The 24927-nt window shown below is 41.4% G+C and carries 28 protein-coding genes and 1 riboswitch; of the genes, 9 read left to right on the forward strand and 19 right to left on the reverse strand.

The annotated features are described in order from the left end of the window. Positions 1–123 precede the first annotated feature (123 nt). Positions 124–615, forward strand: a complete 492-nt coding sequence (locus JJ692_RS15360; protein ID WP_003211658.1) for a CotY/CotZ family spore coat protein — start codon at positions 124–126, stop codon at positions 613–615. A gap of 203 nt (positions 616–818) precedes the next feature. Next, the gene (locus JJ692_RS15365; RefSeq protein WP_024425015.1) at positions 819–1262 is read left to right on the forward strand and encodes a CotY/CotZ family spore coat protein; all 444 of its coding nucleotides are present in this window, start codon (positions 819–821) and stop codon (positions 1260–1262) included. A 35-nt stretch (positions 1263–1297) separates the two neighbouring features. On the opposite strand, the gene JJ692_RS15370 is transcribed toward JJ692_RS15365, so the two are convergent. From JJ692_RS15370 to JJ692_RS15415, 10 genes are all read right to left on the reverse strand, one after another. Next, on the reverse strand, positions 1298–1984 hold the full coding sequence (locus tag JJ692_RS15370; protein ID WP_103132087.1) for a CotO family spore coat protein: 687 nt from the start codon (positions 1982–1984) through the stop codon (positions 1298–1300). 114 nt (positions 1985–2098) lie between these two features. Further along, a complete protein-coding gene (fabI, locus tag JJ692_RS15375) occupies positions 2099–2875 on the reverse strand; it encodes an enoyl-ACP reductase FabI (protein ID WP_103132088.1) in 777 nt (258 codons plus the stop codon). 150 nt (positions 2876–3025) lie between these two features. After that, positions 3026–3832 (reverse strand): bifunctional hydroxymethylpyrimidine kinase/phosphomethylpyrimidine kinase, encoded by an 807-nt coding sequence (gene thiD / locus JJ692_RS15380; protein ID WP_073204745.1) that lies wholly within the window; start codon positions 3830–3832, stop codon positions 3026–3028. Positions 3833–3848: 16 nt separating this feature from the next. Further along, on the reverse strand, positions 3849–4862 hold the full coding sequence (locus JJ692_RS15385) for a thiazole biosynthesis adenylyltransferase ThiF (RefSeq protein WP_103132089.1): 1014 nt from the start codon (positions 4860–4862) through the stop codon (positions 3849–3851). Then, positions 4859–5626 (reverse strand): thiazole synthase, encoded by a 768-nt coding sequence (locus JJ692_RS15390; RefSeq protein ID WP_025093416.1) that lies wholly within the window; start codon positions 5624–5626, stop codon positions 4859–4861. The genes JJ692_RS15385 and JJ692_RS15390 overlap by 4 nt, the downstream gene beginning before the upstream one ends. A 4-nt stretch (positions 5627–5630) precedes the next feature. Next, positions 5631–5834, reverse strand: coding sequence for a sulfur carrier protein ThiS (gene thiS / locus JJ692_RS15395; RefSeq protein ID WP_024426466.1), 204 nt, complete (start codon positions 5832–5834; stop codon positions 5631–5633). Beyond that, positions 5831–6943 carry a glycine oxidase ThiO gene (gene thiO / locus JJ692_RS15400; RefSeq protein WP_206533928.1) on the reverse strand — a complete coding sequence of 371 codons (1113 nt, stop codon included), beginning with the start codon at positions 6941–6943 and terminating at the stop codon, positions 5831–5833. The genes thiS and thiO overlap by 4 nt, the downstream gene beginning before the upstream one ends. After that, positions 6927–7544, reverse strand: a complete 618-nt coding sequence (gene tenI, locus JJ692_RS15405; protein ID WP_149125756.1) for a thiazole tautomerase TenI — start codon at positions 7542–7544, stop codon at positions 6927–6929. The genes thiO and tenI overlap by 17 nt, the downstream gene beginning before the upstream one ends. After that, positions 7519–8229 carry a thiaminase II gene (tenA, locus tag JJ692_RS15410; protein WP_024425024.1) on the reverse strand — a complete coding sequence of 237 codons (711 nt, stop codon included), beginning with the start codon at positions 8227–8229 and terminating at the stop codon, positions 7519–7521. Before tenA ends, tenI begins: the two co-directional genes overlap by 26 nt. 78 nt (positions 8230–8307) lie before the next feature. Continuing rightward, positions 8308–8417: riboswitch (TPP riboswitch) on the reverse strand. A gap of 59 nt (positions 8418–8476) precedes the next feature. Next, entirely contained in the window at positions 8477–10318 is a 1842-nt protein-coding gene (locus tag JJ692_RS15415; RefSeq protein ID WP_044334773.1) for a monovalent cation:proton antiporter family protein, read from the reverse strand. A gap of 161 nt (positions 10319–10479) precedes the next feature. On the opposite strand from JJ692_RS15415, the gene prpE reads away from it, so the two are divergent. Then, positions 10480–11223 carry a bis(5'-nucleosyl)-tetraphosphatase PrpE gene (gene prpE, locus JJ692_RS15420; RefSeq protein ID WP_044334771.1) on the forward strand — a complete coding sequence of 248 codons (744 nt, stop codon included), beginning with the start codon at positions 10480–10482 and terminating at the stop codon, positions 11221–11223. A gap of 41 nt (positions 11224–11264) precedes the next feature. Here the strand turns inward: prpE and JJ692_RS15425 are convergent, their stop codons facing one another. The 4 genes from JJ692_RS15425 to JJ692_RS15440 form a co-directional block, all read right to left on the reverse strand. Continuing rightward, on the reverse strand, positions 11265–12167 hold the full coding sequence (locus JJ692_RS15425) for an RluA family pseudouridine synthase (RefSeq protein WP_034621762.1): 903 nt from the start codon (positions 12165–12167) through the stop codon (positions 11265–11267). An 8-nt stretch (positions 12168–12175) separates the two neighbouring features. Then, the gene (locus JJ692_RS15430; protein WP_048238507.1) at positions 12176–12976 is read right to left on the reverse strand and encodes an NAD kinase; all 801 of its coding nucleotides are present in this window, start codon (positions 12974–12976) and stop codon (positions 12176–12178) included. A 63-nt stretch (positions 12977–13039) separates the two neighbouring features. Next, complete coding sequence (gene yjbM / locus JJ692_RS15435) at positions 13040–13669, reverse strand: GTP diphosphokinase (RefSeq protein WP_024425028.1); 630 nt, start codon at positions 13667–13669, stop codon at positions 13040–13042. A gap of 33 nt (positions 13670–13702) precedes the next feature. Then, entirely contained in the window at positions 13703–14068 is a 366-nt protein-coding gene (locus JJ692_RS15440; protein ID WP_034282045.1) for a UPF0738 family protein, read from the reverse strand. A 235-nt stretch (positions 14069–14303) separates the two neighbouring features. On the opposite strand from JJ692_RS15440, the gene JJ692_RS15445 reads away from it, so the two are divergent. The 5 genes from JJ692_RS15445 to JJ692_RS15465 all read left to right on the forward strand — a co-directional run bounded on the left by JJ692_RS15445 (position 14304) and on the right by JJ692_RS15465 (position 17722). Next, positions 14304–14882, forward strand: a complete 579-nt coding sequence (locus JJ692_RS15445) for a CYTH domain-containing protein (protein ID WP_151039276.1) — start codon at positions 14304–14306, stop codon at positions 14880–14882. A 21-nt stretch (positions 14883–14903) separates the two neighbouring features. Then, the gene (locus JJ692_RS15450; RefSeq protein ID WP_024425031.1) at positions 14904–15671 is read left to right on the forward strand and encodes a lytic transglycosylase domain-containing protein; all 768 of its coding nucleotides are present in this window, start codon (positions 14904–14906) and stop codon (positions 15669–15671) included. A 275-nt stretch (positions 15672–15946) separates the two neighbouring features. Further along, entirely contained in the window at positions 15947–16345 is a 399-nt protein-coding gene (locus JJ692_RS15455; RefSeq protein ID WP_008355333.1) for a globin domain-containing protein, read from the forward strand. Next, positions 16342–17253 carry a ClpXP adapter SpxH family protein gene (locus JJ692_RS15460; protein ID WP_024425033.1) on the forward strand — a complete coding sequence of 304 codons (912 nt, stop codon included), beginning with the start codon at positions 16342–16344 and terminating at the stop codon, positions 17251–17253. Before JJ692_RS15455 ends, JJ692_RS15460 begins: the two co-directional genes overlap by 4 nt. Before the next feature lie 295 nt (positions 17254–17548). Further along, positions 17549–17722, forward strand: a complete 174-nt coding sequence (locus JJ692_RS15465; protein ID WP_024425034.1) for a hypothetical protein — start codon at positions 17549–17551, stop codon at positions 17720–17722. A gap of 106 nt (positions 17723–17828) precedes the next feature. Here JJ692_RS15465 and pepF read toward each other — a convergent pair whose 3' ends face one another. The 4 genes from pepF to mecA all read right to left on the reverse strand — a co-directional run bounded on the left by pepF (position 17829) and on the right by mecA (position 23466). Next, entirely contained in the window at positions 17829–19655 is a 1827-nt protein-coding gene (gene pepF, locus JJ692_RS15470) for an oligoendopeptidase F (RefSeq protein ID WP_318527214.1), read from the reverse strand. A gap of 214 nt (positions 19656–19869) precedes the next feature. After that, positions 19870–21030: a competence protein CoiA gene (locus tag JJ692_RS15475; RefSeq protein WP_151039274.1), complete on the reverse strand. Its 1161-nt coding sequence runs from the start codon at positions 21028–21030 to the stop codon at positions 19870–19872. A 162-nt stretch (positions 21031–21192) separates the two neighbouring features. Beyond that, entirely contained in the window at positions 21193–22713 is a 1521-nt protein-coding gene (gene cls / locus JJ692_RS15480; RefSeq protein WP_024425037.1) for a cardiolipin synthase, read from the reverse strand. A gap of 87 nt (positions 22714–22800) precedes the next feature. Further along, complete coding sequence (gene mecA, locus JJ692_RS15485) at positions 22801–23466, reverse strand: adaptor protein MecA (protein ID WP_024425038.1); 666 nt, start codon at positions 23464–23466, stop codon at positions 22801–22803. A gap of 263 nt (positions 23467–23729) precedes the next feature. On the opposite strand from mecA, the gene JJ692_RS15490 reads away from it, so the two are divergent. After that, a complete protein-coding gene (locus JJ692_RS15490; RefSeq protein WP_024426476.1) occupies positions 23730–24395 on the forward strand; it encodes a TerC family protein in 666 nt (221 codons plus the stop codon). Between the two features lie 39 nt (positions 24396–24434). Here the strand turns inward: JJ692_RS15490 and spxA are convergent, their stop codons facing one another. Beyond that, complete coding sequence (gene spxA / locus JJ692_RS15495; protein WP_003211421.1) at positions 24435–24830, reverse strand: transcriptional regulator SpxA; 396 nt, start codon at positions 24828–24830, stop codon at positions 24435–24437. Positions 24831–24927: the final 97 nt, after the last annotated feature.

Below are 24927 nucleotides of genomic sequence, written 5' to 3' on the forward strand. Positions count from 1 at the left end.
TCTGCTTTTCCTTTTATAAAAATACAACAAATATAAATGGTCATTTACCCACACCAACTAGAGGGCGCATACATATGTTGTTAAGGACTAAAGTCAAATACCTTGTTAAAGGAGCTGAAATCCATGAGCTGCGGAAAACACCATGGCCGACATGATGAAAACTGTGTATGCGATGCGGTTGATAAGATTTTAGCAGAGCAGGAAGCTGTAGAAGATAAATGTCCTACGAGCTGCTACAGTAATTTATTAAGCCCAACAGTTTCTGGAAAAGATACAATTCCGTTTTTACTTTTTGATAAAAAGGGCGGGTTGTTCTCTACTTTCGGAAACATTGGAGGATTCGTTGACGATTGCCAATGCTTCGAATCTATTTTCTTCCGGGTTGAAAAATTACACGACTGCTGTGCTACGTTATCTGTATTAAGACCTGTTGATGTACACGGACATACGCTAAGCGTGTGTCACCCTTGTGACCCTGACTTCTTTGGTCTAGAAAAAACGGACTTTTGTATTGAGGTTGATCTAAACTGCTTCTGCGCAATCCAATGCTTAAACCCAGAGCTTGTCGACAGAGTCATGCCATCGAAAGATAAAAAGCATCATCACCACGGCTAAATCAACAGGCCGCTGATCTAACTTGTCATAAGTCAAAGCATCCCCTTCCTCACGAATGACAGCCAATCATGCGGAGCAGTCAGCATAAGAAGCGGCCGCTTCCGCATTGGTTAAAAGTAGATGCACGAGCCGGCAAAGATAGCTTGTAGATGATGACAGTGCTCAAACACTCAAACAAATTTCCTAGTATAGGAGGGTTGAATATGAGCCGCAACCATTCATGGAGCTGTGTAACAGAGGCTGTTGAAAACATTAGCGACTTGCAAAATGCTGTCAAAGAAGAGTGCCCGACAAGCTGTTACAGCAATCTCCTTTCTCCATCACATTCATTAGGTGACACTGTCCCGTTTGTTCTCTTTACATCCAAATCAAAACCATTCGTCGCATTCGGAAACGTCGGAGAAGTAGATCCAGGCCCTTGCTTCAGCACTGCATTTTTCAGAGTCGAACATATCTGTGATCACTGTGCAACACTCAGCTTGCTTATCGCATTTGACAAAGACCGTCATATTTTAGATTTTACAGATAAAGATTCCTTATGTGATGTGTTCCGATTAGAAAAATCGAAATATTGCATTGAAGTAGACCTTGACTGCTTCTGCGCAATCGAGTGCCTAAACCCACGACTCATCAATCGTAACTGCTAATAAAAAAAGTCCCTATATGGGACTTTTTTTATTTGTTAAAAACCAAGCGGGTGGATGGAAGAAATCTCAGCAATCGCTAATTCGACTGGATTTCCCCCGCCTGCTGTACGAATGATCACAGTATCATCTTTTCGATCCATGATGATTCCTCTATATGTTTTACCATCAGCTTCAATCAGACAAAGAGCCCTTGGCATATTATGAGGCAGTCTTGTGAGAAAATCGACTTTTTCATCAATACTCATCTGACTTAAAGGCTTTTTCACTCGTTTTCTTCTTGGTTCTTCTTTTGTTTCATGAAAAACACCTTCTGGCTGGTTTCCCTCTTCTTCTTGAGGCTCTCGCTTTTGTATGAACTCTGGTTCTTGTGTGATTTCTTGTTCCTGTGTAAGTTCGGCTTCTTGTGTATCCTCTTGTTCCTGTGTAGCCTCTGCTTCTGGTGTGATCTCTTGTTCTTCTGTAAACTCAGCTTCGTGTGTCATATCTCGTTCTTGTTGAAGTTTAGGCGGCTCGGCTTCTTTTTTATGCTCTATTTCTTGAGCTGCAGGTTCCTCCTGCGTGCTTTCTTTGATCACATCTTTTGCATTGGTCTCACTTTCTGGCTGTTTTTCTGATTTCTTTCGCTTTCTCACAATATTTTGCATGGCCGGCTTTGATTCTTGATAGCTCGGCTGAACAATATACATCAGCGGCTTTTGATTCTCATCACCTTTATTTGACATACTAATCCCTCCCGAATGATTCATTCCTTATATATATGAACGGAGGCCTCAAATCAGAAGAAAAATAAAAAAACAGCATACCCTTCATCGGTATGCTGCAAGTCATGTATTCGTTTAGCGGGCAATGATATGGAAGCCGGAATCAACATGCAGATTCTCACCTGTCATGCCGCGAGATAGATCACTGAATAAGAATAGAGCTGTATCGCCAACTTCTTCAGGAGTTGTTGTACGGCGGAGCGGTGCACGCTCTTCAATATCCTTCAGAATGGTATTAAAGCCGCTGATGCCCTTTGCAGATAACGTACGAATTGGACCAGCAGAAATACTGTTCACGCGGATACCTTCTGCGCCTAAATCAGCTGCTAAATATTTCACACTTGCTTCAAGTGATGCTTTCGCTACACCCATTACGTTGTAGTTTGATACAACACGCTCTCCGCCGAGGTATGTAAGCGTCACAATGCTTCCACCCTCTGTCATCAATGGACGTGCTGCTTTTGCTACAGCAGTTAATGAGTATGCACTAATGTTGTGCGCCAAAAGGAAACCTTCACGGTTCGTGTTCAAGTATTCGCCAACAAGCTCTTCCTTGTTTGCAAATGCAATGGCATGCGCAACGCCATGAATGACTTGTACTTTTTCTTTAATTGCAGCGAAACATTTTTCGATTTCTTCGTCACTTGTCACGTCACATGGAAGAATGATAGAATCATCACGATCAAGTGTGCTTGCCAGCTCTTTTACCGATTCAGCAAGACGATCTCCAACATAAGTAAAAATCAAACGAGCTCCAGCTTCATGAAGTGAGCGGGCAATTCCCCAAGCGATGCTTCGTTTATTGGCAACACCCATAACCACGATATTACGGCCTTCTAAAGAAAAGTTCATATGTAATAAAGCCTCCTATTTTTTCAAGACATAGTATTAGTACCTGATCATAATATTATCACAGATCATAAGAGAATGACAATTTCCGCTGAAAGAAAGTTTCATTTTCGCGAAAAAACCGTCTTCATAAGTGAAGACGGTTCGATTTCTTTATCGTTTGATTCTGTTTTGCTGATAAGCAAAATGGTTCGTAGGCCCGTGTCCAGATCCAATACGCAAAGGGAATTTAATGGCTTCATGAACAAAGGTTTCTGCTGTTTCAAAGGCTTCCTTCATCGAATATCCTTTCGCAATTTCAGCTGTTAATGCTGCTGCAAACGTGCAGCCTGTGCCATGTGTATGCGGTGTATCAATATGTTCATTTGTGACTTCAATAAAGCCTTTTCCATCATACAGCAGGTCTGTAATCATCCCATCAGATGGACCATGGCCGCCTTTAATCACGACATGTTTCGTACCTAGCTCATAAAGGTGCTCCGCTGCCACATAGCGGTCCTTTTTCGTCTGAATTTGTATCCCTGTCAGTACTTCTGCCTCAGGAAGATTCGGCGTTACAGCATAGCTGACAGGCAGCAAGTGTGTTTTCATCGCAGCGACCGCATCTTCATTTAATAAAGAGGCCCCTCCTTTTGCGATCATGACTGGATCTACAATCAGCTTCATATCATATTGAACCGTTTTTTCAGCTACAATCTTGATCATGTCTGCACTCCACAGCATCCCTGTTTTGACGGCATCTGGCGGTAAGTCTTCTGCCACTGCATCTATTTGACGCTCTAACGCCTCAATTGAAAGCGGGTATATCCCATGAACACCTAGTGTGTTTTGCGCAGTAATCGCTGTGATCGCAGACATTCCGTACACACCGAGCTCCTGAAAAGTTTTCAAATCTGCCTGAATGCCTGCTCCGCCGCCAGAATCAGAACCCGCGATTGTGAATGCTTTTTTGATCGTCATTTCTTCACACCTCTCATTAGCCAATCCATTGATGATAAATGGTTCTTGCTTTGGCAATATCATTCGTACCATGTACAAGCGCTCTGCCATCTTTAAATAAGACAAGCTTAAACTCATCCTTTTGACACGAAAGCAAATATGGATTTTCAAGCACATCCATCCCTGCCCTCTTTAACCGAAGAGCTACTTCATGTAAAGGCGGCGGTGTTTCTGCTGCACTGCGGATTTGTACCGTATTGCGGCCGCATAGTACATCTGCCTTCGCTCTCTTGTCATATGAAAGAAATGGATAGGTCTTTAGTCCACAGCTTGGACATTGCTTCTTCTTTAAAGACGCCGTCGACCGAATGTCAGAACGTTCATTTTTCCATAAATCGAAGGATTTTAAAATTGGCGTCACTGGATGTCCTGTTAAATATTTAAGTGCATCTGCCACTTGATATGCGGCCACCTGCTGCACAACTGGACTAATGATACCTGCTGTATCACATGTCATGCCTTGTGCGGGTAAATGTTCAAGCAGACAGTGTAAACACGGCGTTTCACCAGGGATCACTGTGAATTGAATGCCATAACTGGCTACACAGGCCCCATAAAGGAACGGTATTTGATGTTTGACAGCGGCATCATTTGCGATCATTCTTACCTCAAAATTATCCGCTGCATCGACAATGATTGAAGCCTCACTGACAAGTTCGTCAATATTGTGAGCAGTCACATCGACCACGATTCCTTTGATGTGCACGTCACTGTTTACTTGCTTGAGTCTTTTTTCAGCCGCCACAGCCTTTGGCAGCCGATCCTTCACGTCTTGCTCCGTGTAAAGCTGCTGACGCTGAAGGTTGCTCCATTCAATATAATCTCGGTCCAAAATAGTGACAGAACCAACGCCGGCACGAACGAGCATTTCAGCACTTGCGGTTCCAAGTGCCCCCGCTCCAATAATGACCGCCTTTGAGTCATTTAGCCGCTTTTGTCCCTCTGTTCCAATTGGCTGAAAAAGCTCTTGGCGTGAATAACGAGTGCTCAAAATGACGGCATTCCTTCCTGTGGACTGCTCGCTGTTCCATAGTTTTTTAGCGGAATACGTCCTGCCTCGTAGCCTAGTCTTCCTGATTCAATCGCGAGTTTCATTGCTTTTGCCATTTTCACAGGATCCTTTGCACCAGAGACAGCGGTATTTAGTAATACAGCGTCTGCTCCAAGCTCCATCGCATAAGCTGCATCCTTCGGAGAACCTACGCCAGCATCAATAATGACCGGCACCTTCGCCTGCTCAATAATAAATGAGAGATTCAAAGGATTTAGTAAGCCTTGGCCTGAACCAATCGGTGAAGCACCAGGCATGATAGCATGGACACCGAGTTCTTCTAATTTTCTTGCCAGCACCACATCATCAGATGTATACGGCAGCACGATAAATCCTTCTTCGAGCAGCATTTCAGATGCTTTTAATGTTTCAACTGGATCTGGCAGAAGAGACCTTGAACAGCCAATGACTTCTACCTTGATCATGTCACAAAGCCCAGAAGCCTTTGCTAAACGGGCAATACGCACTGCCTCTTCTGCTGTACTTGCTCCAGCTGTATTCGGAAGCAGCGTATATTTTGATAAATCAAGCTGCTCCAAAAAATTAGGCTGAGATGCTTCGAATATGTTCATTCTTCTGACGGCAAAGGTTAAAATTTCGGCTTCCGATACGTTCACCGCTTCTTTTTGAACCTCAAATGATGGGTACTTTCCTGTTCCGAGTAATAGTCTTGATGTGAATGTTTTTCCGCCAATGTGCAGCATTGGGTCATCCTCCTCCTACGAAATGAACGATTTCAATCGTGTCATTTGGTTGAATTTCTACTTGTTGAAACGCTTCTTTATCAATGATTTCATGGTTCTTTTCAACGATCACCACACGGTTTTCAAGCTGATAGGCTGATAGCAGATCATAGATCGTTCCATTCTCTTGATCGAAATCAACGATTCTGCCATTCAATTGAATCTTCATACGAATAGTGCCTCCTTTCGTCCAATACGAAACGCGTGAAGCCATTCCTCTTTGACCGGTTCGCCTAATATCAGGTCACGAATGATTTCTCCAGTAATCGGCGCAAGTAAAATGCCATTCCTGTAATGCCCTGCAGCAAAAAGAATACGCTTGTCTTCTGGATGTCTTCCGATATAAGGATGCCGGTCGTTTGTCGCCGGACGAAGGCCTGCCCAGCACTCTTCAATCGGCATCTCCTTAATAGAAGGCATAAGCTGAGACGCCTTTTGAATCACAGCTTCCATGCCGCCAAGCGTTGGAACAGCCTGCCACTCGTTTGCCTTCATTGTTGCGCCGATAACAAGCTTTCCGCTATCTCGCTGAACGATATAACAATGATCATGATAAATGGTGTGTGCGAGCGCCGGACCATTATTCCATACAGACACACATTCCCCTTTTACTGGATAAAGAGAATGAGATAATCCGAGTTCTTCAAAAAAACGGCCAGACCATACACCACTTGCGACTGTCAGTTCATCACATATGAATGTGCCCTTCGTTGTTCTGACAGTTAACGCTTCTTTGTCCCGCTTCACTTCGATCACAGGTGTACACTCTTTCACATCTGCCCCGTACCGGACAGCCGCCTGCCATAAAGCCCTGCATACAGCGTAAGGTTCCACATGCACATCCTCTTCAACCAAACCTGCTCCCAGCATGTGATCTGTAACTTGAGGCATGCATTTTTTTACGCTGCTTGCGTCAAGCCATTTAAATGTAGACAAATGCTGCATCCGGCAAAGGGCTTGTTTCTCTTCTTCTGTAAAGGCGACCTTCATGATACCGCCCGCTGAAGTTCGAATATCAATGCCTGATTCATGCAGAAGATCGACTTTTAATTTTTCGTACAATGCCTGGCTTGCTCTGCCTGCCTGAAAGAAAACATCCTCATGCCCCTCTCCTTCAGCATGTGCACCGAGCATCCCGGCAGCCGCACTTGTCGTTTGCTTCCCTATCTCATTCGCTTCAAATAAGACCACCTGTTTTCCTGCTTTTGCAAGGTGATAGGCGATGGAGACCCCTATGATTCCACCACCAATGATTGCAACGTCATAATGCTTTTTCATAAGGATTCTCCTTTACCTTTTCAGAAAATGCTTGTGCCATCATACGCGGCTGATGATGAGCAAAAATCCCAGACATGACAGCAATTCCTTTCACATTTGCTTGTTTCAATTCTGGAACTCGTTCTGGGGTCACCCCGCCGATGGCCACCACTGGAATCGTTAGTGCAGAAGTCAGTTTCTTCACAAGCTGTACACCTCTTGCCTGAAGTCCTGGTTTACAAGAGGTAGCATATATGTGCCCAAACATGACATACTCTGCTCCATTTTTCTCTGCTGCTTTCGCTTCTTCTATCGAATGGACAGATACTCCCGCATGAAGGTGAGGAAACTTTTTTCGCAGTTCTTTTGGCGAAAAGCTGTGGCCCGGGAGATGCACCCTGTGAATATTGGTAAGCAGTGCAACGTCTACGCGGTCATTGATTACGAGCTTTTCTTTCGGTACACCTTCTAAAAGGAGATTCTTCACGAGATCAACAAGCTCACTTGCTGTTTTAGACCGTTCCCGAATATGAATAAAATCCACTTCAGACGCTATGGCTTTTATTTGTTTGATCAGTTCACCCGCAGGAATGGAATCATTTGTCACTGCGTGGAGTTCCATTTGCACCAACCCCATCTAAGCATGCTGTTTGCCACATTTCTTTTTGATACGCCATCTCCCAAAAGTGATATTCGTAATAGCTTGAAATCACAAAATTTTCTTTCATATTGGCCCGTACATGGTCTGGTGCTTTTTCTGCTAGTTCATCAAAGCGATTCACTTGTTCAAAGACGAGTTCCTTAAACCAATCGCCTCCGTATGTCAAAATCCATTCTTGGTAAATTGGATGGTCAGGTGTTGTTTGTTTCAGCTTTTCACCTACCTCATAATAGAGCCAGTAACACGGTAATAGCGCGGCTAAAATCTCTTCAAACCGTCCGCTTTTTACAGATCGGTACATATGAGAGGTATACGCATAAGCAGTGGGAGAAGGCTTAAAGTTCTCAATGGCTTCATCAGAAATTTGCAGAAGCTCTGTAAATTTCCGATGCAGCGACAGCTCTGCTTCATACGTGCCCTGGGCATGATACGCCATTCTGCCCGTCGTATGTAAGTCCTCACTTATCGCCGCTCCATATGCCTGCACCTTTGCAAAATGAGTTAAATAATAAGAATCCTGCATCACGTAATAGGTGAAACGATCGAGTGAAAGTGTGCCATCTCCAATCCCTTTGACAAAAGGATGTGTAAAGCTTCCATTCCACCATGTTGCTGCAGCCTCTTTACATTCTGTTGAAAACGTCATGTTCCTCTCCTCCTGTTTTTCCATATAAAAAAGCCACTTTCCGCGTGGAAAGTGGCTTGGAATTTGTAAAAAGCATAGTCAAAAACCGCACCACTTCCCTACGCAGGTATGAACCTGTTCAGGTAATGAGGGTCTAAAAGTCGACACTTTTATCTCAGCCCTTTTAAAGGACTCCCCTAGTGGATCAAATATATGATGTTGTACCTCTATCTTAATCAGGAATTGTCCATTGGTCAAGGGTTCATTGTCATTCTAATTGGGCTCTTAGTCCTGCCACATACTCCCTGGAGCCCGATACAAGCACACGGTCGCCGCTTCTAAGTGTCGTATCTCCATGCGGTACTAAGCTGTCTACCCCTCTAAAAATGCGGACAAATACCAAATCACCGGTGAAAGGAAATTCTCTCAGCATGACATTATGATAACGATGATTGTTCATTTGAATTTGATACAAAGAAGAATCCTCATTTGTTAGCAATCGAATCGCATCAGGTGCTTCAATCAAAGCTCTTAACACCGTTTTAGATGACAGGAAAGTAGAAAACGTATCAATTCCCGCTTCCTTCAATGTCAGCTCCGCCTCTGCTTTGTTGACACTTGCAATGACTTGTTTTGAACCTTCTTCTTTTGCAAATAAAGCAATTTCCTTATTTTTCGTCTCACTGCCTGTTGCGACGACAAGGACATCCTCTTGACCGACGCCTGCCTTTCTCAGCGTCTCATCGTCGTATTGTTCAATTGATTCGACTTCAAAGATAGAGTCTGCCAGCAGTGCTTCCTTATTTTCTTGAAACACATGCAAAATTCGAATGTCATATTCATCCTGATGTAAATCAAGTGTGACAGGTAAGGTCAGCTGATTTGCACCAATAAAGGTCACACGCTTCTTATGGCTTGCCGCTTGTTCTTTTTTAAACAGCGCTTTAAACCAAACAGGTGTTAAAATGCTCGTTAGCACAGCAACTAAAATCAGCGCTCCTGACATTTTATGATCAATGACACCGAGCCGCTCACCAATCGTCGCAGCTGCAATGACGAGAGATAAAGTTGAAGTTAATAAAAAGCCGGAGCCAATGACCTTTTTCATGTCATACCATTTTTTCAAATAAAGAATCGGGACGAGCTTACTTATAAGCAGCGCAATAAACAGAAGCGGAATCATGATCATAATTGTGGGGTCCTTAAACAGTGCCCATATATTCAGATCCACTCCGACCATCACAAAAAAGATCGGGATTAAAAATCCGTAGCCAAATGAGTCCAGCTGCTGAACGAGTTCTTTATTTGGCGAAAGAAGAGACACAAGCACACCAGCTAAAAACGCCCCAAGAATATTTTCAGCGCCGAGTGATTCAGATAAGGCAACTAAGACTATAATGAGAGTAAAGATTGCCCTTGTCCCAATTTGCACGGTTCCTTTAGACATCGACTGAAAAATTGACTTTGTCTTAAAGACGCGGCCAAATAAATAAAGAAGAATGCCTGCAGCAAATAATAAGAGCAGGAGCCACATGTTCCCTGTTCCATCTCCATAAATGGAGGAAAACACAGCAAGCAAAATCATCGTAACCAAATCGGCAATGACAGCTACAAGCAGAATGATTTGACCGATATTCGTCTGCATCAACTTTTCCTCTTTTAAGGTTGGCACCACTACGCCTAATGAAATGGTAGAGATAATGAGCGTCATTAAAAAGGCATTTTGGATAAACCCTGCGAGTACAAACGCATAGGACAGGATAAAGGAAATACAAAATACCCCAAGAAAAATCATGGTGGCTGCTTTAAATGTATTTGGTTCTTTTAAACCATTTGGAAGTTCTCGTGCTTTCTTCTTTGACTCAAAAGAAGAAAAATCTATTTCAAGTCCACTTAAAAACATCAGAAAAATAAAACCGAGCATGGATAATGTATCTAACCACGCATCATGTTCGACAACCAGTTGAAGGCCGCTTTTCCCAATGATGAGCCCCATGATGATTTCAGCTACAACGACCGGAATGGTCAGCTTAAATCGGTGCAATAAAATAGGGGTGAAAAAGGCGACAATAATAACGACAACGAGTGATGAAACAGATGTATGCTCCATTGGCTAAAGCCTCCTAACATTCATGTTTAATTTTTTAAGTCTTACGTTAAAGCATTGATTCTAACAATTGCCCAAATGAAATGAAAGCCATTCGTTATATTTTCTAAAATTCAAACTTCTTTATATCCGATGAATGGATGAAAAAATCAGGAGGAAACCTTATGAAATTCGATATTATTGGCGATATCCACGGCTGCTACGAAGAGCTGCTTACCCTCATACACAAACTAGGATACGAACTCAAACATGGATTACCCGTCCATCCTGATAAGAGAACGCTGGCCCTTGTTGGTGATCTAACAGATCGTGGGCCTCAGTCAGTAGACGTCATGCGATTTGTCATTCATGCCTATTCACACGGCGCAATCCGCTATGTACCTGGCAACCACTGCTTTAAGCTTTATCGCTACTTAAAAGGAAATCCCGTCAAATTGCTTCATGGCATCGAAACCACAGTGAACGAAATAAAAAAACTGCCAATCCATGAACAAAACAAATTGTCACATGAATTTAAGCAGTTATTCGAGAAGGCTCCGCTTTATGATGTACTCATTCCTGATGAGCTGATCATTGCACACGCGGCGATGAAGGAAAAGGATATTGGAAAAAAGCCGAATAAACAAATGCGGTCCTATTTATTATTTGGTGCCGTCACAGGAGAAACATGGCCAGATGGACGGCCTGTTCGCAAGGACTGGGCAAAAGAGTATCTCGGAAAACCATGGATTGTGTACGGCCATACACCAGTGAAAGAACCTCGATTCGTTGGCAGAACGGTCAATATTGATACAGGCTGCGTATTTGGCAACAAGCTGTCTGCCCTCACATACCCTGAGCTTAAAACGGTCTCCGTTCCTTCATCCATGCCTTATGACGATTCTAGATTTCAGCATTTCACATCATAAAAAAACCCGGTCCTGCGCTGCAGGTGACCGGGTTTCTCTATTTAAAAAAGCAATGATTTCATATCATCAGGAAGCGGGGCTGAAAATGTCATTTGCTCACCTGTCATCGGATGAGGAAACACAAGGGTTTCACTATGCAGTGCCTGCCGGTCTATCCGCTCGGTCGTTCCGCCATACAGCGTATCTCCGATGAGCGGATGCCCAAGAAATTGCATATGCACACGAATTTGATGTGTTCTCCCGGTTTCAAGTGAGAGAGACACATCCGACATGTTCAACTCAGCGATTACCGCTCGCACGGAATAATGCGTTACTGCCTCCTGCCCAGCATCATCAACCATCCGCTCGATAATACTATCCCCTTTTCGGGCAATTTTTGCAGCGATCGTTCCATGTTTTTCTGTGATCATGCCGTGTGTAAAGGCTCTGTATGTTCGTTTAACCGCTCCACTTTTTTGCGCTTTTGATAAAAGGCTATGGGCAAACCGATGCTTCGCCACAAGCATGACACCAGATGTATCACGATCAAGACGGTTCACCAAATGAACCGTATGCCGAACAGACTGCTTGGCATAATGATGCAGTAATCCATTCGCAATACTGTGCGCAGGGTGCTCCCGAGAAGGGATCGAAGGAATATACGGCCTTTTATTCAGCACAAGGACATGCTCGTCCTCAAATATAATATCAAGTGGAATCGGTGCAGGCTTCAGCCCTTCACTCACTTTTTCCTCGGGAAATAAAATGGTGAGTCTGTCCCCTTCATGCAGCTCGCACTTCACGGTAACATGCTCTCCATTAATGAGGAGGTCACCGCCATCAAACTTAATATCCGTCAGCATTCTTTTCGAAATACCAAGATCAATTAAATATTCCTTTAAAAGCAGCCCTTCTTCTTTGGCTGTTATGGTTTTGTTTAACGTAAAGTATTCCAGCGGGAACAACCTCTTTCTTATTCTCCTTTTCCGATAAAGGAATCTTGCACCCTTTTCCAAAACGGAAACGGTCTAAATCTGGCAAAACGGACATTCTCGTCTGCCACCCGGCATTGAATGGATTTGACGTCTTTATGAAGCAGTGTCAAATGATCAATGGTCACCTGAAAATCGACATCATTCCTCGGTTTAATCACACAAGTATGGTGGTCAGGCAAAATAAGCGGTGAACCGACCGTCCGAAACACTCGGTTGTTAATTGAAGCCATTTCCGCCAGCTGAATGGCTCTAATGGAAGGATGAATAATGGCGCCACCCAGTGCCTTATTATAGGCCGTACTGCCAGATGGTGTAGACAAACAAAGGCCGTCACCTCTGAATGTTTCAAACAGCTGGCCTCTAATTTCAACATCTGCCACAAGTGTCCCTTCCATGCTTTTAATTGTACATTCATTCATTGCTAAATATTTCTCTTCTCTGCCGCCGTCGTTGTATCTGACAATGACTTCTAAGATCGGATATTCCACAATATGATAAGGCGTTTTCGCAATGGCTAAGACGAGTTTTTCAATTTCACTCGGCACCCAGTCAGCATAGAAGCCAAGATGACCGGTATGAACACCGACAAAAGCTGTTTCATCTAGACGGTCGCTATAACGGTGAAACGCATAAAGAAGTGTGCCGTCTCCACCAACCGTAATGACAAGATCCGGTTCCTCTTCATTTAGTTCCATACCAAAATCCAATAAGTAGGTCTGAATTTTGCTTTTGAGCGTGTCAGATACAGAATTCCCTTTTGAAGAAACTGCAAATTTCATGAATTCTTCTCCTTTTCCACCTTGCTGCTATGAGAGGGCAGCATCATATTTGATCAAACTGGCTCAGCTGTCGTTTTTCTTTTTCCGGGAAAATGCCACTTGTGCTTCTTGAATTTCCCCTCTGATTTCGGACATTTCTTCATCGAGACGAGATGCTGCCTCAGATGCTCTTTGAAGGCGCAGCTTGACCTTCTCCGGGATATTCCCGCTATATTTATAATTCAGAGAATGCTCAATGGTCGCCCAAAAGTTCATCGCAAGCGTACGAATTTGGATTTCGACGAGGAGCTGCTTCTCTCCACTTACGGTTTGCAGCGGATATAACACAACAAGGTGATACGAGCGGTATCCGCTTTCTTTATGTTCTGCAATATAGTCGCGTTTATCTACAACCACAAAATCTTTACGTGACTGGAGCATTTTTTTCACGACTTGTATATCTTCTACAAACTGGCACATAATGCGAAGCCCAGCAATATCCTGCATCGTTTCAATCTCATGCATCGGGATGTTTTTACGCTTTGCCTTTTCTAATATGCTGGCAACAGGTTTCACTCGGCCTGTGACAAACTCTACTGGTGAATGGTCATCCTCGAATTCATACAGCTTTCGAATGCCTTTTAGTTTCACTTTTAATTCTTCGACTGCTTGTTTATACGGTGCGAGGAATTGATCCCATTGTTTTTTGTCCATGAAACTTCCCCCAATTCCATATACCTAATTATTTCAGAGGAATGTGCTTTTCACTTTCTCTTCCATATCTCCGTAATTGGCATTGTCTTTAATATTGTCGATTAAATAATGTAATTCCTGTTGAAGCTGAATGAGTTCCAGCGAATGTTCATCCGATGCCAAATAGACAGGGATGTCACGATTCATCGCTTCTTTTAATGGAGCCCATGTATGTTCCCCTAAAATAAGATACGAAAAGGACTCCTCGGTTTCAAGTATGTAAACGAACGCAAAGTGATCAGAATCAACAAGCATTTGTCCTGATGCTTTTGCTTTTTGGATTTGCTCTTCTGACTGGATTGTCAAAATCAGCCTGTCTTCTTTTAAAGTTGCTTCTGTAATTTCAATTCTGTTTTGCATCATGATCTCCTTTACAACAAAGTACAGCTTTATTTTATCATATCAAGTTCAATATTGATAAACCGAACTTTTTGAGAAAATCCTGTTTTTCTCTTTTAAATGATCCTTTCACATGATTCTTCATTCATTTTGATCCATCCTTAAAGAAAATATAGAGAAAAAACAGTCTTTTACATGGTGAACACACTTCATGTACAATAATCATATTTCCTCTAAATGAAAGGTTGATGTCAAAATGGCACAGGAAATTGAAATCGAACTAAAGCAATTATTAATGAAAGAAGAATTTGAACAGCTGAAACAGCATTTTCAATTGAAGAATGCGGATTTCCACACGCAAACCAACTATTATTTTGATACACCTCAATTTAATATAAAATCTCAATTGGCTGCATTAAGAATGAGAGAAAAAAACGGTCAATGGGTGCTCACATTAAAGGAACCTCACGAAATAGGCTTGCTCGAAACCCACCAAACGATCGCTCCCCCTTCTCAACTTGACGATTTTAAGCTGCCAGAAGGTGAAGTTGCGGACAGATTAGACCACCTGAACATTCAAAAGGATCAAATTGTGTACTTTGGTTCACTTGAAACGTCAAGAGCAGAAAAAATGATCCATGAAGGCTTAATTGTTTTGGATCACAGCCGATATTTAACAGTAGAGGACTATGAACTTGAATTTGAAGTGAGCGACCTGGAAATCGGACAAGCCGCTTTCTCCGCATTGCTCCGCAAATTTCATATTCCAGTACGAAACACGAAAAACAAAGTCGTTCGTTTTTATGAAGAAAAAATGAAAACACAGAATAGATGAATTCCTTGAAGGAGGAACATGATGAACGTCAATCAACTTCAATCCTTTATGCAGCTTCAAGCGCTTAAAACGTTACAAACAGATCCAGCACAAACGCAAATGTCTGCAGGTCAAGAATCGAATGCCCAAGCTTCATTTCAGTCGCTGCTGCAAGATTTTTTAGGCGGATCAGAATTATCACGTCTCCCGCTTTCCATCTCTGCTTTTATGGGCACGGACCCATCAACGGCTCCGAACACGCAATATGCGCGTACAAACCCATATTTATCTGCCACTTCCGGCAGTGATCAGCTTGAGGCCCAATCTTTATATGCAAATGACAATCAATTAAATACAGCGAATGGCATTGGAAATGTCTTAAACAACAGTTACACGCCGCCGCTTCAAAAGGCTGTCTCCAGCGGCTCATCTTCAAAAGAGATTAATCAAATCGTGTCACAAATGGCTCAAAAGCATGGCGTTCCCGAAAAGCTGATTCACGCGGTCATCAAGCAGGAATCCGGCTACCGCACAAATGCTGTCAGCCATGCAGGTGCGCTTGGACTCATGCAGCTCATGCCATCTACTGCTAAATCACTTGGCGTCAACAATGCTTTTGATGCGTCCCAAAACATTGAAGGCGGAACGAAATATTTAAAACAAATGCTCAATAAATATAACGGAAATATCTCACTCGCCTTAGCTGCCTATAATGCAGGCTCAGGAAATGTAGATAAATACGGAGGCATTCCTCCATTTAAAGAAACACAAAATTATGTAAAGAAAATCACAGCTCAATATTTCGCTTAAACCGAAGAGAATAACCTCTTCGGTTTTTTGTATGTCGCTTTTCCCCCTTTTTTGACTGAATGTGTTATGATATGGTCAATTGATCACAGAATCCGATTCTCTCTTTATTTCGAGCAGACCAAAGCGGTTTGTTTGTGGAATTGAGATGAGGTTGTTAAAATAAGTACAAGAATAGAAACAATAAAATAGAACAAACTGAATATCACTTTTGAAATAAATGAAATGCGCAATAGGGTGAGTCATCCTATTAACTACGAGTAAAAGGAGTAGTCAACATGGTACAATCGTTTAACGCACCTTACGAAGCGGTTGGAGAGGAACTTCTATCGCAACTTGTTGATACTTTTTATGAAAATGTAAAGTGTCATCCTTTGCTTCATCCTATTTTCCCGGATGACTTAAAAGAAACAGCAAGAAAACAAAAACAGTTTTTAACGCAATATTTAGGCGGACCGCCGCTTTATACAGAAGAGCATGGCCACCCAATGCTGCGGGCGAGACATCTCCCTTTTCCGATTACTGAGGAGCGGGCTGACGCATGGCTTGAATGCATGGAGGATGCAATGGATCAAGTAGGATTAACCGGCGATATTCGTGACTTTTTATTTGAACGGCTTTCTCTGACGGCTCGTCATATGGTCAACCAAACACCTGAAAAGGATGGACGATCTTGAGCTGCAATACGCACGATCAATATTTCTCACACTGTCACGGACATCCTCAAAAGCCGATTGAAATCTATGTATTCATTGATCCTCTAAGCCCTGACTGCTGGTTATTAGAGCCGTCCATTAAAAAGTTGAAAATGAAATATGGCCGTTTTTTCACTTTACGAACGGTAACAAGTTCTAGTATTAATGCTTTGAATCGGAAAAGAAAGAAACATTTACTGACTGAAGCATGGGGGAAATTTGCCACTAAAACGCAGACCAAAAAAGAACAAATGCTGTCTGAACAAATTGTGACATCACCCTACCTCGCCTCACTCGCACTAAAAGCAGCGGAGCTTCAAGGCAGAAAATGCGGAATGAAGTTTTTGCGTCTCATTCAAGAATCACTTTTTTGCCATCAGCAAGATGTCACAAGTGAGCAGGTGCTGATAGAAAATGCAAAAAGTGCTGGACTGGACATCGAGGAATTCCAGCGCGACATTCATTCTCAAAGTGCTGTGAAAGCACTGCAATGTGATATGAAAATTGCAGCTGAAATGGACGTATCTGAGCTTCCGACCTTCGCCTTTTTTAATACCGTAAATGGAGACGAAGGATTAAAAATTTCAGGTGCCTACTCTTATGATATTTACGAAGAAATCCTTTTTGAAATGATTGGTGAAAAACCAACACCATCAGAACGGCCTCCAATTGAATGGTTTATTGCTTACTTTCAATTTGCTTCCGCAAAAGAGATAGCCGTTGTCTATGACCTGACGCTTGAAGAAGTTGAACGAGAAATGAAGAAGCTGGCTTTCGCTCAAAAGGTAGAACGTGTCCAAGTGCAGCAAGAAATGTTTTGGCGCTATAAAGAGAATGACCACCATACAGATCTTGATGTCTATCGCTGTGAAAATGAACATGGGTGCTGACCCATGTTTTTCTTTACCTTCACCAAGAACATTTGTTCTGTTTATAAATACGAAGAAACCGCGCCGGGATAAGCGCGGTTTCACTATGTCTTAACGACAACAAAGGGGATGGGAGAAATTTTTCACGGTCAAACAAAGGGGTAATGTTTGTATGTGATTAATTTCACATCTGTAGTATATCAAATTTTGTCGACTTATGACAACAGATATACTATATGTTCATATTTTTGTCACAAAACATAAGAGGGTTGTCACTTTCATATAGTAAAAGTAACAAAAAAATGGGGGGACCTGCATGCGCAGCACAACTATTGGACTTGTTGCCATTGGCTTATGTTTCTTTTTAAATATATTAGGCTTAATGAAGATGCTTCCTCTTTATTTGACGTCTCCACTCTTGTTTGCTTCGATTCTTTTTACGCTTTATCGAATGAATCACCGTAAGACCTTTAGAGGTTTTAAAGGTTGATATTGACATGGAACGGCCTCGACATCTGAAGAGGTCTTTTTTTATGAGAAAAAAACTCCTGTCAAAAGATGAGATAGCACTCACACGTCTGACAGAAGTCTTTTCATTACTCACCTGTTTTGGAGATGAGCTCTTCCATTTCTTTTAGTTTTTCTTCGAACAATTGACATGCTGCTTCGATTGGTTCTTTAGAAGCCATATCAACACCTGCTTTTTTCAGCACATTAATTGGATAATCAGAGCTTCCTGCTTTAAGGAAATCTGTATAGCGCTCTACCGCTGGTTTTCCTTCTTGTAAGATTTGCTTGCTTAATGCCTGCGCCGCACTATAGCCTGTCGCGTATTGATATACATAATAGTTGTAATAGAAATGAGGGATTCTCGTCCACTCTAATCCAATTTCCTTATCAACCACCATGCCGTCGCCAAAATACTTCTTGTTCAGGTCGTAATAAAGGTTTGTCATAAATTCTGGCGTTAAAGCCTCTCCTTCTTGTGCTTTCACATGAATAAGATGCTCAAACTCAGCAAACATCGTTTGTCTGAATACCGTTCCTCTAAATCCTTCTAACAAGTGGTTTAACACATACAAACGCTGCTTTTTATCCTCTAAATGATTAAGCAGGTATTCGCCTAGTAACGCTTCATTTGTAGTGGAAGCCACTTCAGCTACAAAGATACTATAGTTTCCATACGGATATGGCTGGTGCTTTCTTGTATAGTAGCTGTGGACAGAGTGGCCAAATTCATGAGCCAGCGTAAACAAATTATCAATGTTATTTTGCCAGTTCATGAGGATATATGGATTTGTACCATAGCTCCCAGATGAATAAGCACCGCTTCGTTTCCCTTTATTCTCATAAACGTCTACCCAGCGATTTTCGAGTCCTTCTTTTAACACGGACACATATTCTTCTCCTAATGGGGCTAACCCTTTCAGCATATAATCCTTTGCTTCATCGTAGGTGAGCTTCATGCCAGCATCTTTCACAAGTGGTGTGTACAAGTCGTAATTGTGCACTTCATCAAGCTTTAATACCTTTTTGCGTAATTCAATATAACGGTGTAATAACGGTAAATATTGATGAACTGTATCAATTAGATTGTCATACACTTCTTCCGGGATGCTGTTTCGTGATAATGCTGCTTCTCTTGCCGATTTGTAATTTCGTACTTTTGCATAAAAATTATCCTTCTTAATTGAACCGCTCAGTGTAGAAGCAAGTGTATTCTTATACTGATCATACGTTTTATACACAGCTTTAAAGGCATTCTTTCTCACTTCACGATCATCACTATTTAAAAATGTGATAAAGTTGCCGTGGGTAATCTTCTTTTCCTCCCCATTCTCATCCTTTACAGAAGGAAAAGAAATGTCGGCGTTGTTAAACATACTAAAAGTAGTAGATGAAGATGAAAGTGGTTCAGAGGCCTCAGCTAATAAAGCTTCTTGCTCCTCACTTAAAATATGTGGACGCTCTTTATTAATTTCTTCGAGAGCATGTGAGTACAGTTTTAATTCTTCTTTTTCCAGAATAAATTGCTGCAATTTATCTTCTTGAATTGATAAAATCTCTGGAACAATATAAGCAGATGTACTAGACAGCTGTGTAAATAGATTCGAGGCTTTATCATTTAACGCCTGAAAGGATGAGTTCGTTGTATCTTCATCGTATTTCATGTGCGCGTATGTATAAAGCTTGCCAAGCTTTTCAGAAAGTTGATCCTGAAAGGTTAGGGCTTCATACAGGACATCAGCAGAATGGGCCAGCTTGCCTTTAAATTGTGCCAGCTTCGGAATTTCTTTTTTGACCGCTTCGAATTCCTTGTTCCATGCATCGACGCTTTCAAAAATATCTTCAAGGCGCCATTTGTTTTCTTCTTTTACTTCGCTTCTGTCTGGTAGATGATTGTTTTTGTTTTGTGAAGTCATATGAATCCCCCTTGCTTGAGTTGTGTTGAACCAACCTTTCGGAAAGTGAAAGAAATTGGTGTTGTATTTATCTTCTTTGTTTTGAACTATATTTGTCAAATCATATGCAGAAATAAATACCAAACAGACTAAAAAAATGAGAAAAAAGCGTTTCTTTTGATTCAATAGCAGCACCACCTTTTTCTTATCATGATCAAAGTGGTGATGAAACATGCTAATGAAATAAGAAAGCATCTCGTTTTAACACTTCATCTAGTGTTCGTATAGGCATTTGATTCGACGATACTTCATAATTACCCTCTTTCGTCATATGTAAAAACCCTTGTCTTACAAGCGCATTTACATATGCAGTGACCACCTCTTTTATTTCTTCTCTTGAAACATCGCCATATCGGAGTTTTACTTCTTTCATTTGCACACATCGATTGATTTCCATCATTAGCTGCTGAATTGTCACTCTTCCGCTTCCTTTTTTCCTCATTATCCAATCATAGAGACACCCCTGCCAAACATACACGGGACTTGTAAAAATATACGCTTCTTGCACTGGAATAAATAACTCAGTTGGCAAAAAAGTGAATGCTGTTTGATGATGCTCATAAAAAATATTTCTCAAACGTTTGCTTTCATTTGATAAAATGCGAGGAGGACGCAACCTAAATTGCTGTATACATTTAATCCATTGTTGGTTTACTTGACGCTTGCTTGAGGGCGGAGATAGAAATGCCGGAATTTCGCGGTATGCTGAAGGTGGTCTGACAGTTATTGCCGCACATATTTTCGTTGATTGAAACACAAGGAATTGATCAAGATGGATGAACCTATTCTGGATCGGGCAGAAAAAAATCAACCGCCTTTCCTCTGATTCCCTTAAAATTCCCCAATGAATGGAGGAGAAAGAAAAAAGCTGGGCAGTTTTTCGGTTTAAACGATTTGCCCCTATCATCCATATGGGAAAGAGCCCTGCCTCGCGGAGACCTGCTGTTCTTCTGCGAAGCTCTTGCCGGGAAATATTTGCACATTGAAATTCGATTGCATAGGCTTCATTTCCTATAGAGACGGTCACATCAGGACGCTGATGAATCTTTGACATATACTTTTCCAGCGCCGGTTTATGTCCAAGCCCCTTCAGCCAATTCATAATAGCTTCCTTTCCCGCCTGATGATAAGCCGTTTCGCCAGAGGCTAACGGACATGCTTTCAGCTGTTTATGCGCAAAATGATAGACACGATGCTCCCCTAGCTTTAATTGCACCTCCTCCCTGCACTCAGGACAATAAAATTTGCACGTCTTTCTTACATGCTCCAGACGGCTTTTCGATAAATGATGTGTCATTCGGATAAGCTTACCGTTATCCATCATTGCTGTATTCATTCAGTTCGCCCCTCGCTCTTTGATGACCGTATTATAGCTTGTTCGTCTATAAGGAAGCGAAAAGGCAAAATGAATTTTTACCGTGTCAAAAGATGATTTTAATGATCATCTCTTCAGGAAAATCAAAAATCCCCCTTATAGAAAAGGGGGAAAATACAATCTTTATAAAAGTGGTGATAATAATCTTGCTGTTGATTCAAACAGTCTGACCCCCAAAGGTCTCTTTGCAAACTCTTCTGGAACAATTTCATGTGACTGCTCTAAATCACCTAAGAAATCGTTGACGAGCTTCTCGGTGCTTTTTGTTTTATAGAGGAAGGCATTCACTTCAAAGTTCAAATGAAAGCTTCTCATATCCATGTTTGCCGTTCCTATCGAAGCCAGTTCGCTGTCCACAATAATAAATTTACTATGCATAAAGCCTTGATCATACTCGTACACCTTTGCCCCTGCGTCAAGAAGCTCCGGGAAGTATGAACGAGACGCATGGAAAACAATCCGTTTATCTGGATTCTTTGGAGCAATAATCCGTACATCTACTCCGCTCAATGCGGCAATTTTCAATGCGGACAAAATATCATCATCCGGCACAAAATACGGTGAAGCGATCCAGATGGACTTTTTGGCGGAGATGATCATGGAGAAAAAGAGATTTTTAATGACCTCCCACTGCTTGTCAGGCCCGCCAGCAATCATTTGTACGCCTTCTGTTGTACTCTCAAGGTGGCTGAAATCTTTGAAATAGTCCACACCTGAGCATCTTTCATTCGTCATATAATACCAATCCTGCATGAAAATCTGCTGGAGGTCACGAACAGCTTCGCCCTTAATCATCAAATGAGTATCACGCCAGAATCCATATTGTCTGCTTCTGCCCATGTATTCGTCTCCAATGTTAAGCCCGCCGACAAATCCCACTTCCCCATCAATTACGACAATTTTTCTATGATTTCGGAAGTTGATTTTATTATTTAAAAGGGGGAGCCTTACTGGTAAAAACGGAACGATCTGAACACCAGCCTTTTCTAGGTCAGCAATATATTGACGAGAAAGTTTTAAGCTTCCTACATCGTCATATAAAAAGCGGACAATCACGCCATTTTTCGCTTTTTCAATGAGAATGTCCTTTAATTCTTGGCCAAGGTCATCGTGGCGGAGAATGTAATATTCTAAATGAATGTGATGTGTTGCTTTTTTAATCTCTTCAAAAATATGAGAGAATGTTTCTTCACCATTGGTTAAGACTTTAGAGGACGTGCGATATGTAATAGGAGTATGTCCAAGTCTGTGGGCCAGCTTAAATAAGAGCTGCTGATGATCACCCATATGCGTCATTTTTTCAATTGCTTCTCTATGAATACTTTCATCTTCCTGGATTAACTTCTCGTCCAATACCGCCTTCTTTTCAAACAGCCGGCGCTTTTTAATATTGCGTCCAAAGAAAATGTAGAACAAAAAACCGAATAACGGAAAGCTGCCAAGCAGGACAAGCCATGTAATCGTTTGAGACGGATTCCGGTTCTCCAAGAAAATAACAAATCCGATGAAAATAATCGATAAAGTAAATAGAACACTGACAGAACTTAATACACTTACCGCTAAATCACCGACAATCAATTGGATGATTAAATAAGCACCTATCGTAATGATTAGAAAAAATAGAACTTTGACTACATTTCTCATTTCATTTTTCTCCTTGCCGATCTCTTTATTTACCTATTCATTCAGATAAAAAAGCCGATTCCTCTATAGAAATCGACTTTTTGTTAGTTACGAGAAGTGCTGTTGAATCGTTTCAAGGGCATTCCCTTCGATAATCAGCTGACCGTATTCTTTCAGTCTGTAGATGCTGACCACTGATTCATGAGCATATTCAAGCAAAATGCTGAGTTTATTCTCCACTTGCTCATCTGACAAATCCTCGTGGAAGTCAACATATAGATAATAACGGTTTTCAAACGAATATAAACTTGTGGTAAAATCCTGCATATTTAATTGAGAAAGTGCAATCAAATCTTCAAAGTCATCCATTTTCAACACGAATTGAAGTTGAAGTTTTTTGTCCTTCTCATTATGGTCTTCTTGATCTTGCTCTTCTTTATGAAAATCATCAAGCAGTGCGTCTAAGCTTTCTTCATCTGTTTGATCTTTTTTATCTTCTGGAATCGGCAATTCGAGCTTTTGTCCATCTTTAGAAAGTTGGGCTTTTGTCACGACAATTTCAAGACCTTTATCAAGTGCCTGTACTTGAATCCAAAGCGGTCCCTCTACTGCAAATTCTTCTTCTTCGTGCACTTCGTCCATTACTTCCCAAAACAGCTCTTCACTGCGCTCACGATTATACCAAATCTCTTCACGGTCAAATCCGCGATCTTCAATATCACCGTAGGAAATATAAAATTTCACTGTATGTTCATTTATTCTTTCGATTTCCATTTTGCCAACCTTCCCTTCTATATAAGATGTTGAAGGGACATACAAGCTCCCAATTAATAGTACTTTACTACACTTTACCCGTTCCGTCTACATGTTAACCGTTTAAAGAATTGAGGTATTGCTTCGTACTGTCTATTTTATGATAAAACATGAATAAAAGAAATAAAAACGCATTTTTTGCAGAGAAAACTTGCAGAAACATATATTTGAATTGTCTTCATATATTGGTTGTACGAGCTCTATTAGGACAAGAGGTGAAATGGATGGAAACAGAGTGGATCGTATCCTTACTGATGATTATTGGCATAGACCTGATTTTAGGCGGAGATAATGCGCTCATCATTGCGATGGCCAGTCGAAGTTTATCACATGACAAACGCAATAAAGCCATTTGGATCGGCACTCTTTTGGCCGTTCTGATGAGAATTACAATGACTGGTGCCGCAGTTTATTTATTGACTATCCCTTATTTGCAGTTTATTGGCGGTCTTTTTCTTCTTTATATAGGATACAATCTGTTAATTGAACAAAAGAAGGAATCGATTCGGATTAAGAGCAGCGGCTCCCTATGGCGTGCGGTTCAAACCATTGTGATTGCAGACCTCTTTATGTCACTTGATAATGTCATCGCAGTTGCAGGTGCGGCAAAAGGCAACATGATTCTGACCGCTTTCGGCCTCATGATTTCTGTACCGATTATTATTTGGGGAAGCAAGCTGATTCATGCAGCTTTAACTAAATTTCCGTTTCTTTTATACGGAGGAAGTGCGCTTTTGGCCTTTACTGGCGGAGAAATGATTGTGCGTGATGTGAAATTGACTGAATTTATGTCACAGCATGCCACGCTTGAATTGATGCTACCGTTTTTAACCGTCATTACAGTCATATTAGCAAGCCTCTTTTACGAACAAACGGCTGAAAACAAATAAAAAAAGCTGCCAAATGATCGGCAGCTTTTCGTATTTTTATTAGTTAGCAAGTCGCTGAGCTTCTCTTAGTTGGAATGTACGAACCGTTCTTGGTAAGAAACGTCTAATTTCATCTTCATTGTACCCAACTTGTAATCTTTTTTCATCCAAGATAATTGGACGACGCAAAAGACCTGGATGCTCATTGATTAGTTTATACAATTGTTGAAGCGGCATTGTCTCAACATTGACATTTAGTTTTTGGAATACTTTTGAACGTGTTGAGATAATTTCGTCTGTACCGTCTTCTGTCATTCGAAGAATTTCTTTGATTTCATCGATTGAAAGAGGCTCAGAAAAAATATTTCTCTCTTGATATGGAATATTGTGCTCTTCTAACCACGCTCTTGCTTTTCTACATGATGTACAGCTTGGTGATGTGTATAATGTTACCATAAATCTTCACTCCTCAATTTGTAGAATGAATATTGATCTGTATTCTTAAATTAAAATTGTTCTAAATAAGTAATCTTTATAGTGATTATACTATAAA

This window comes from Bacillus sp. 3a, from assembly GCF_017161885.1.
Lineage (GTDB): Bacteria > Bacillota > Bacilli > Bacillales > Bacillaceae > Bacillus > Bacillus safensis.

Coding starts and splice junctions, on each gene's coding strand:
- JJ692_RS15360 (WP_003211658.1), top strand. CDS start 124: ATGAGCTGCGGAAAACACCATGGCCGACATGATGAAAACTGTGTATGC.
- JJ692_RS15365 (WP_024425015.1), top strand. CDS start 819: ATGAGCCGCAACCATTCATGGAGCTGTGTAACAGAGGCTGTTGAAAAC.
- JJ692_RS15370 (WP_103132087.1), bottom strand. CDS start 1,984: ATGTCAAATAAAGGTGATGAGAATCAAAAGCCGCTGATGTATATTGTT.
- fabI (WP_103132088.1), bottom strand. CDS start 2,875: ATGAACTTTTCTTTAGAAGGCCGTAATATCGTGGTTATGGGTGTTGCC.
- thiD (WP_073204745.1), bottom strand. CDS start 3,832: ATGACGATCAAAAAAGCATTCACAATCGCGGGTTCTGATTCTGGCGGC.
- JJ692_RS15390 (WP_025093416.1), bottom strand. CDS start 5,626: ATGCTGCACATTGGCGGAAAAACATTCACATCAAGACTATTACTCGGA.
- thiS (WP_024426466.1), bottom strand. CDS start 5,834: ATGAAGATTCAATTGAATGGCAGAATCGTTGATTTCGATCAAGAGAAT.
- thiO (WP_206533928.1), bottom strand. CDS start 6,943: ATGAAAAAGCATTATGACGTTGCAATCATTGGTGGTGGAATCATAGGG.
- tenI (WP_149125756.1), bottom strand. CDS start 7,544: ATGGAACTCCACGCAGTGACAAATGATTCCATTCCTGCGGGTGAACTG.
- tenA (WP_024425024.1), bottom strand. CDS start 8,229: ATGACGTTTTCAACAGAATGTAAAGAGGCTGCAGCAACATGGTGGAAT.
- JJ692_RS15415 (WP_044334773.1), bottom strand. CDS start 10,318: ATGGAGCATACATCTGTTTCATCACTCGTTGTCGTTATTATTGTCGCC.
- prpE (WP_044334771.1), top strand. CDS start 10,480: ATGAAATTCGATATTATTGGCGATATCCACGGCTGCTACGAAGAGCTG.
- JJ692_RS15430 (WP_048238507.1), bottom strand. CDS start 12,976: ATGAAATTTGCAGTTTCTTCAAAAGGGAATTCTGTATCTGACACGCTC.
- yjbM (WP_024425028.1), bottom strand. CDS start 13,669: ATGGACAAAAAACAATGGGATCAATTCCTCGCACCGTATAAACAAGCA.
- JJ692_RS15440 (WP_034282045.1), bottom strand. CDS start 14,068: ATGCAAAACAGAATTGAAATTACAGAAGCAACTTTAAAAGAAGACAGG.
- JJ692_RS15445 (WP_151039276.1), top strand. CDS start 14,304: ATGGCACAGGAAATTGAAATCGAACTAAAGCAATTATTAATGAAAGAA.
- JJ692_RS15450 (WP_024425031.1), top strand. CDS start 14,904: ATGAACGTCAATCAACTTCAATCCTTTATGCAGCTTCAAGCGCTTAAA.
- JJ692_RS15455 (WP_008355333.1), top strand. CDS start 15,947: ATGGTACAATCGTTTAACGCACCTTACGAAGCGGTTGGAGAGGAACTT.
- JJ692_RS15465 (WP_024425034.1), top strand. CDS start 17,549: ATGCGCAGCACAACTATTGGACTTGTTGCCATTGGCTTATGTTTCTTT.
- pepF (WP_318527214.1), bottom strand. CDS start 19,655: ATGACTTCACAAAACAAAAACAATCATCTACCAGACAGAAGCGAAGTA.
- JJ692_RS15475 (WP_151039274.1), bottom strand. CDS start 21,030: ATGAATACAGCAATGATGGATAACGGTAAGCTTATCCGAATGACACAT.
- cls (WP_024425037.1), bottom strand. CDS start 22,713: ATGAGAAATGTAGTCAAAGTTCTATTTTTTCTAATCATTACGATAGGT.
- mecA (WP_024425038.1), bottom strand. CDS start 23,466: ATGGAAATCGAAAGAATAAATGAACATACAGTGAAATTTTATATTTCC.
- JJ692_RS15490 (WP_024426476.1), top strand. CDS start 23,730: ATGGAAACAGAGTGGATCGTATCCTTACTGATGATTATTGGCATAGAC.
- spxA (WP_003211421.1), bottom strand. CDS start 24,830: ATGGTAACATTATACACATCACCAAGCTGTACATCATGTAGAAAAGCA.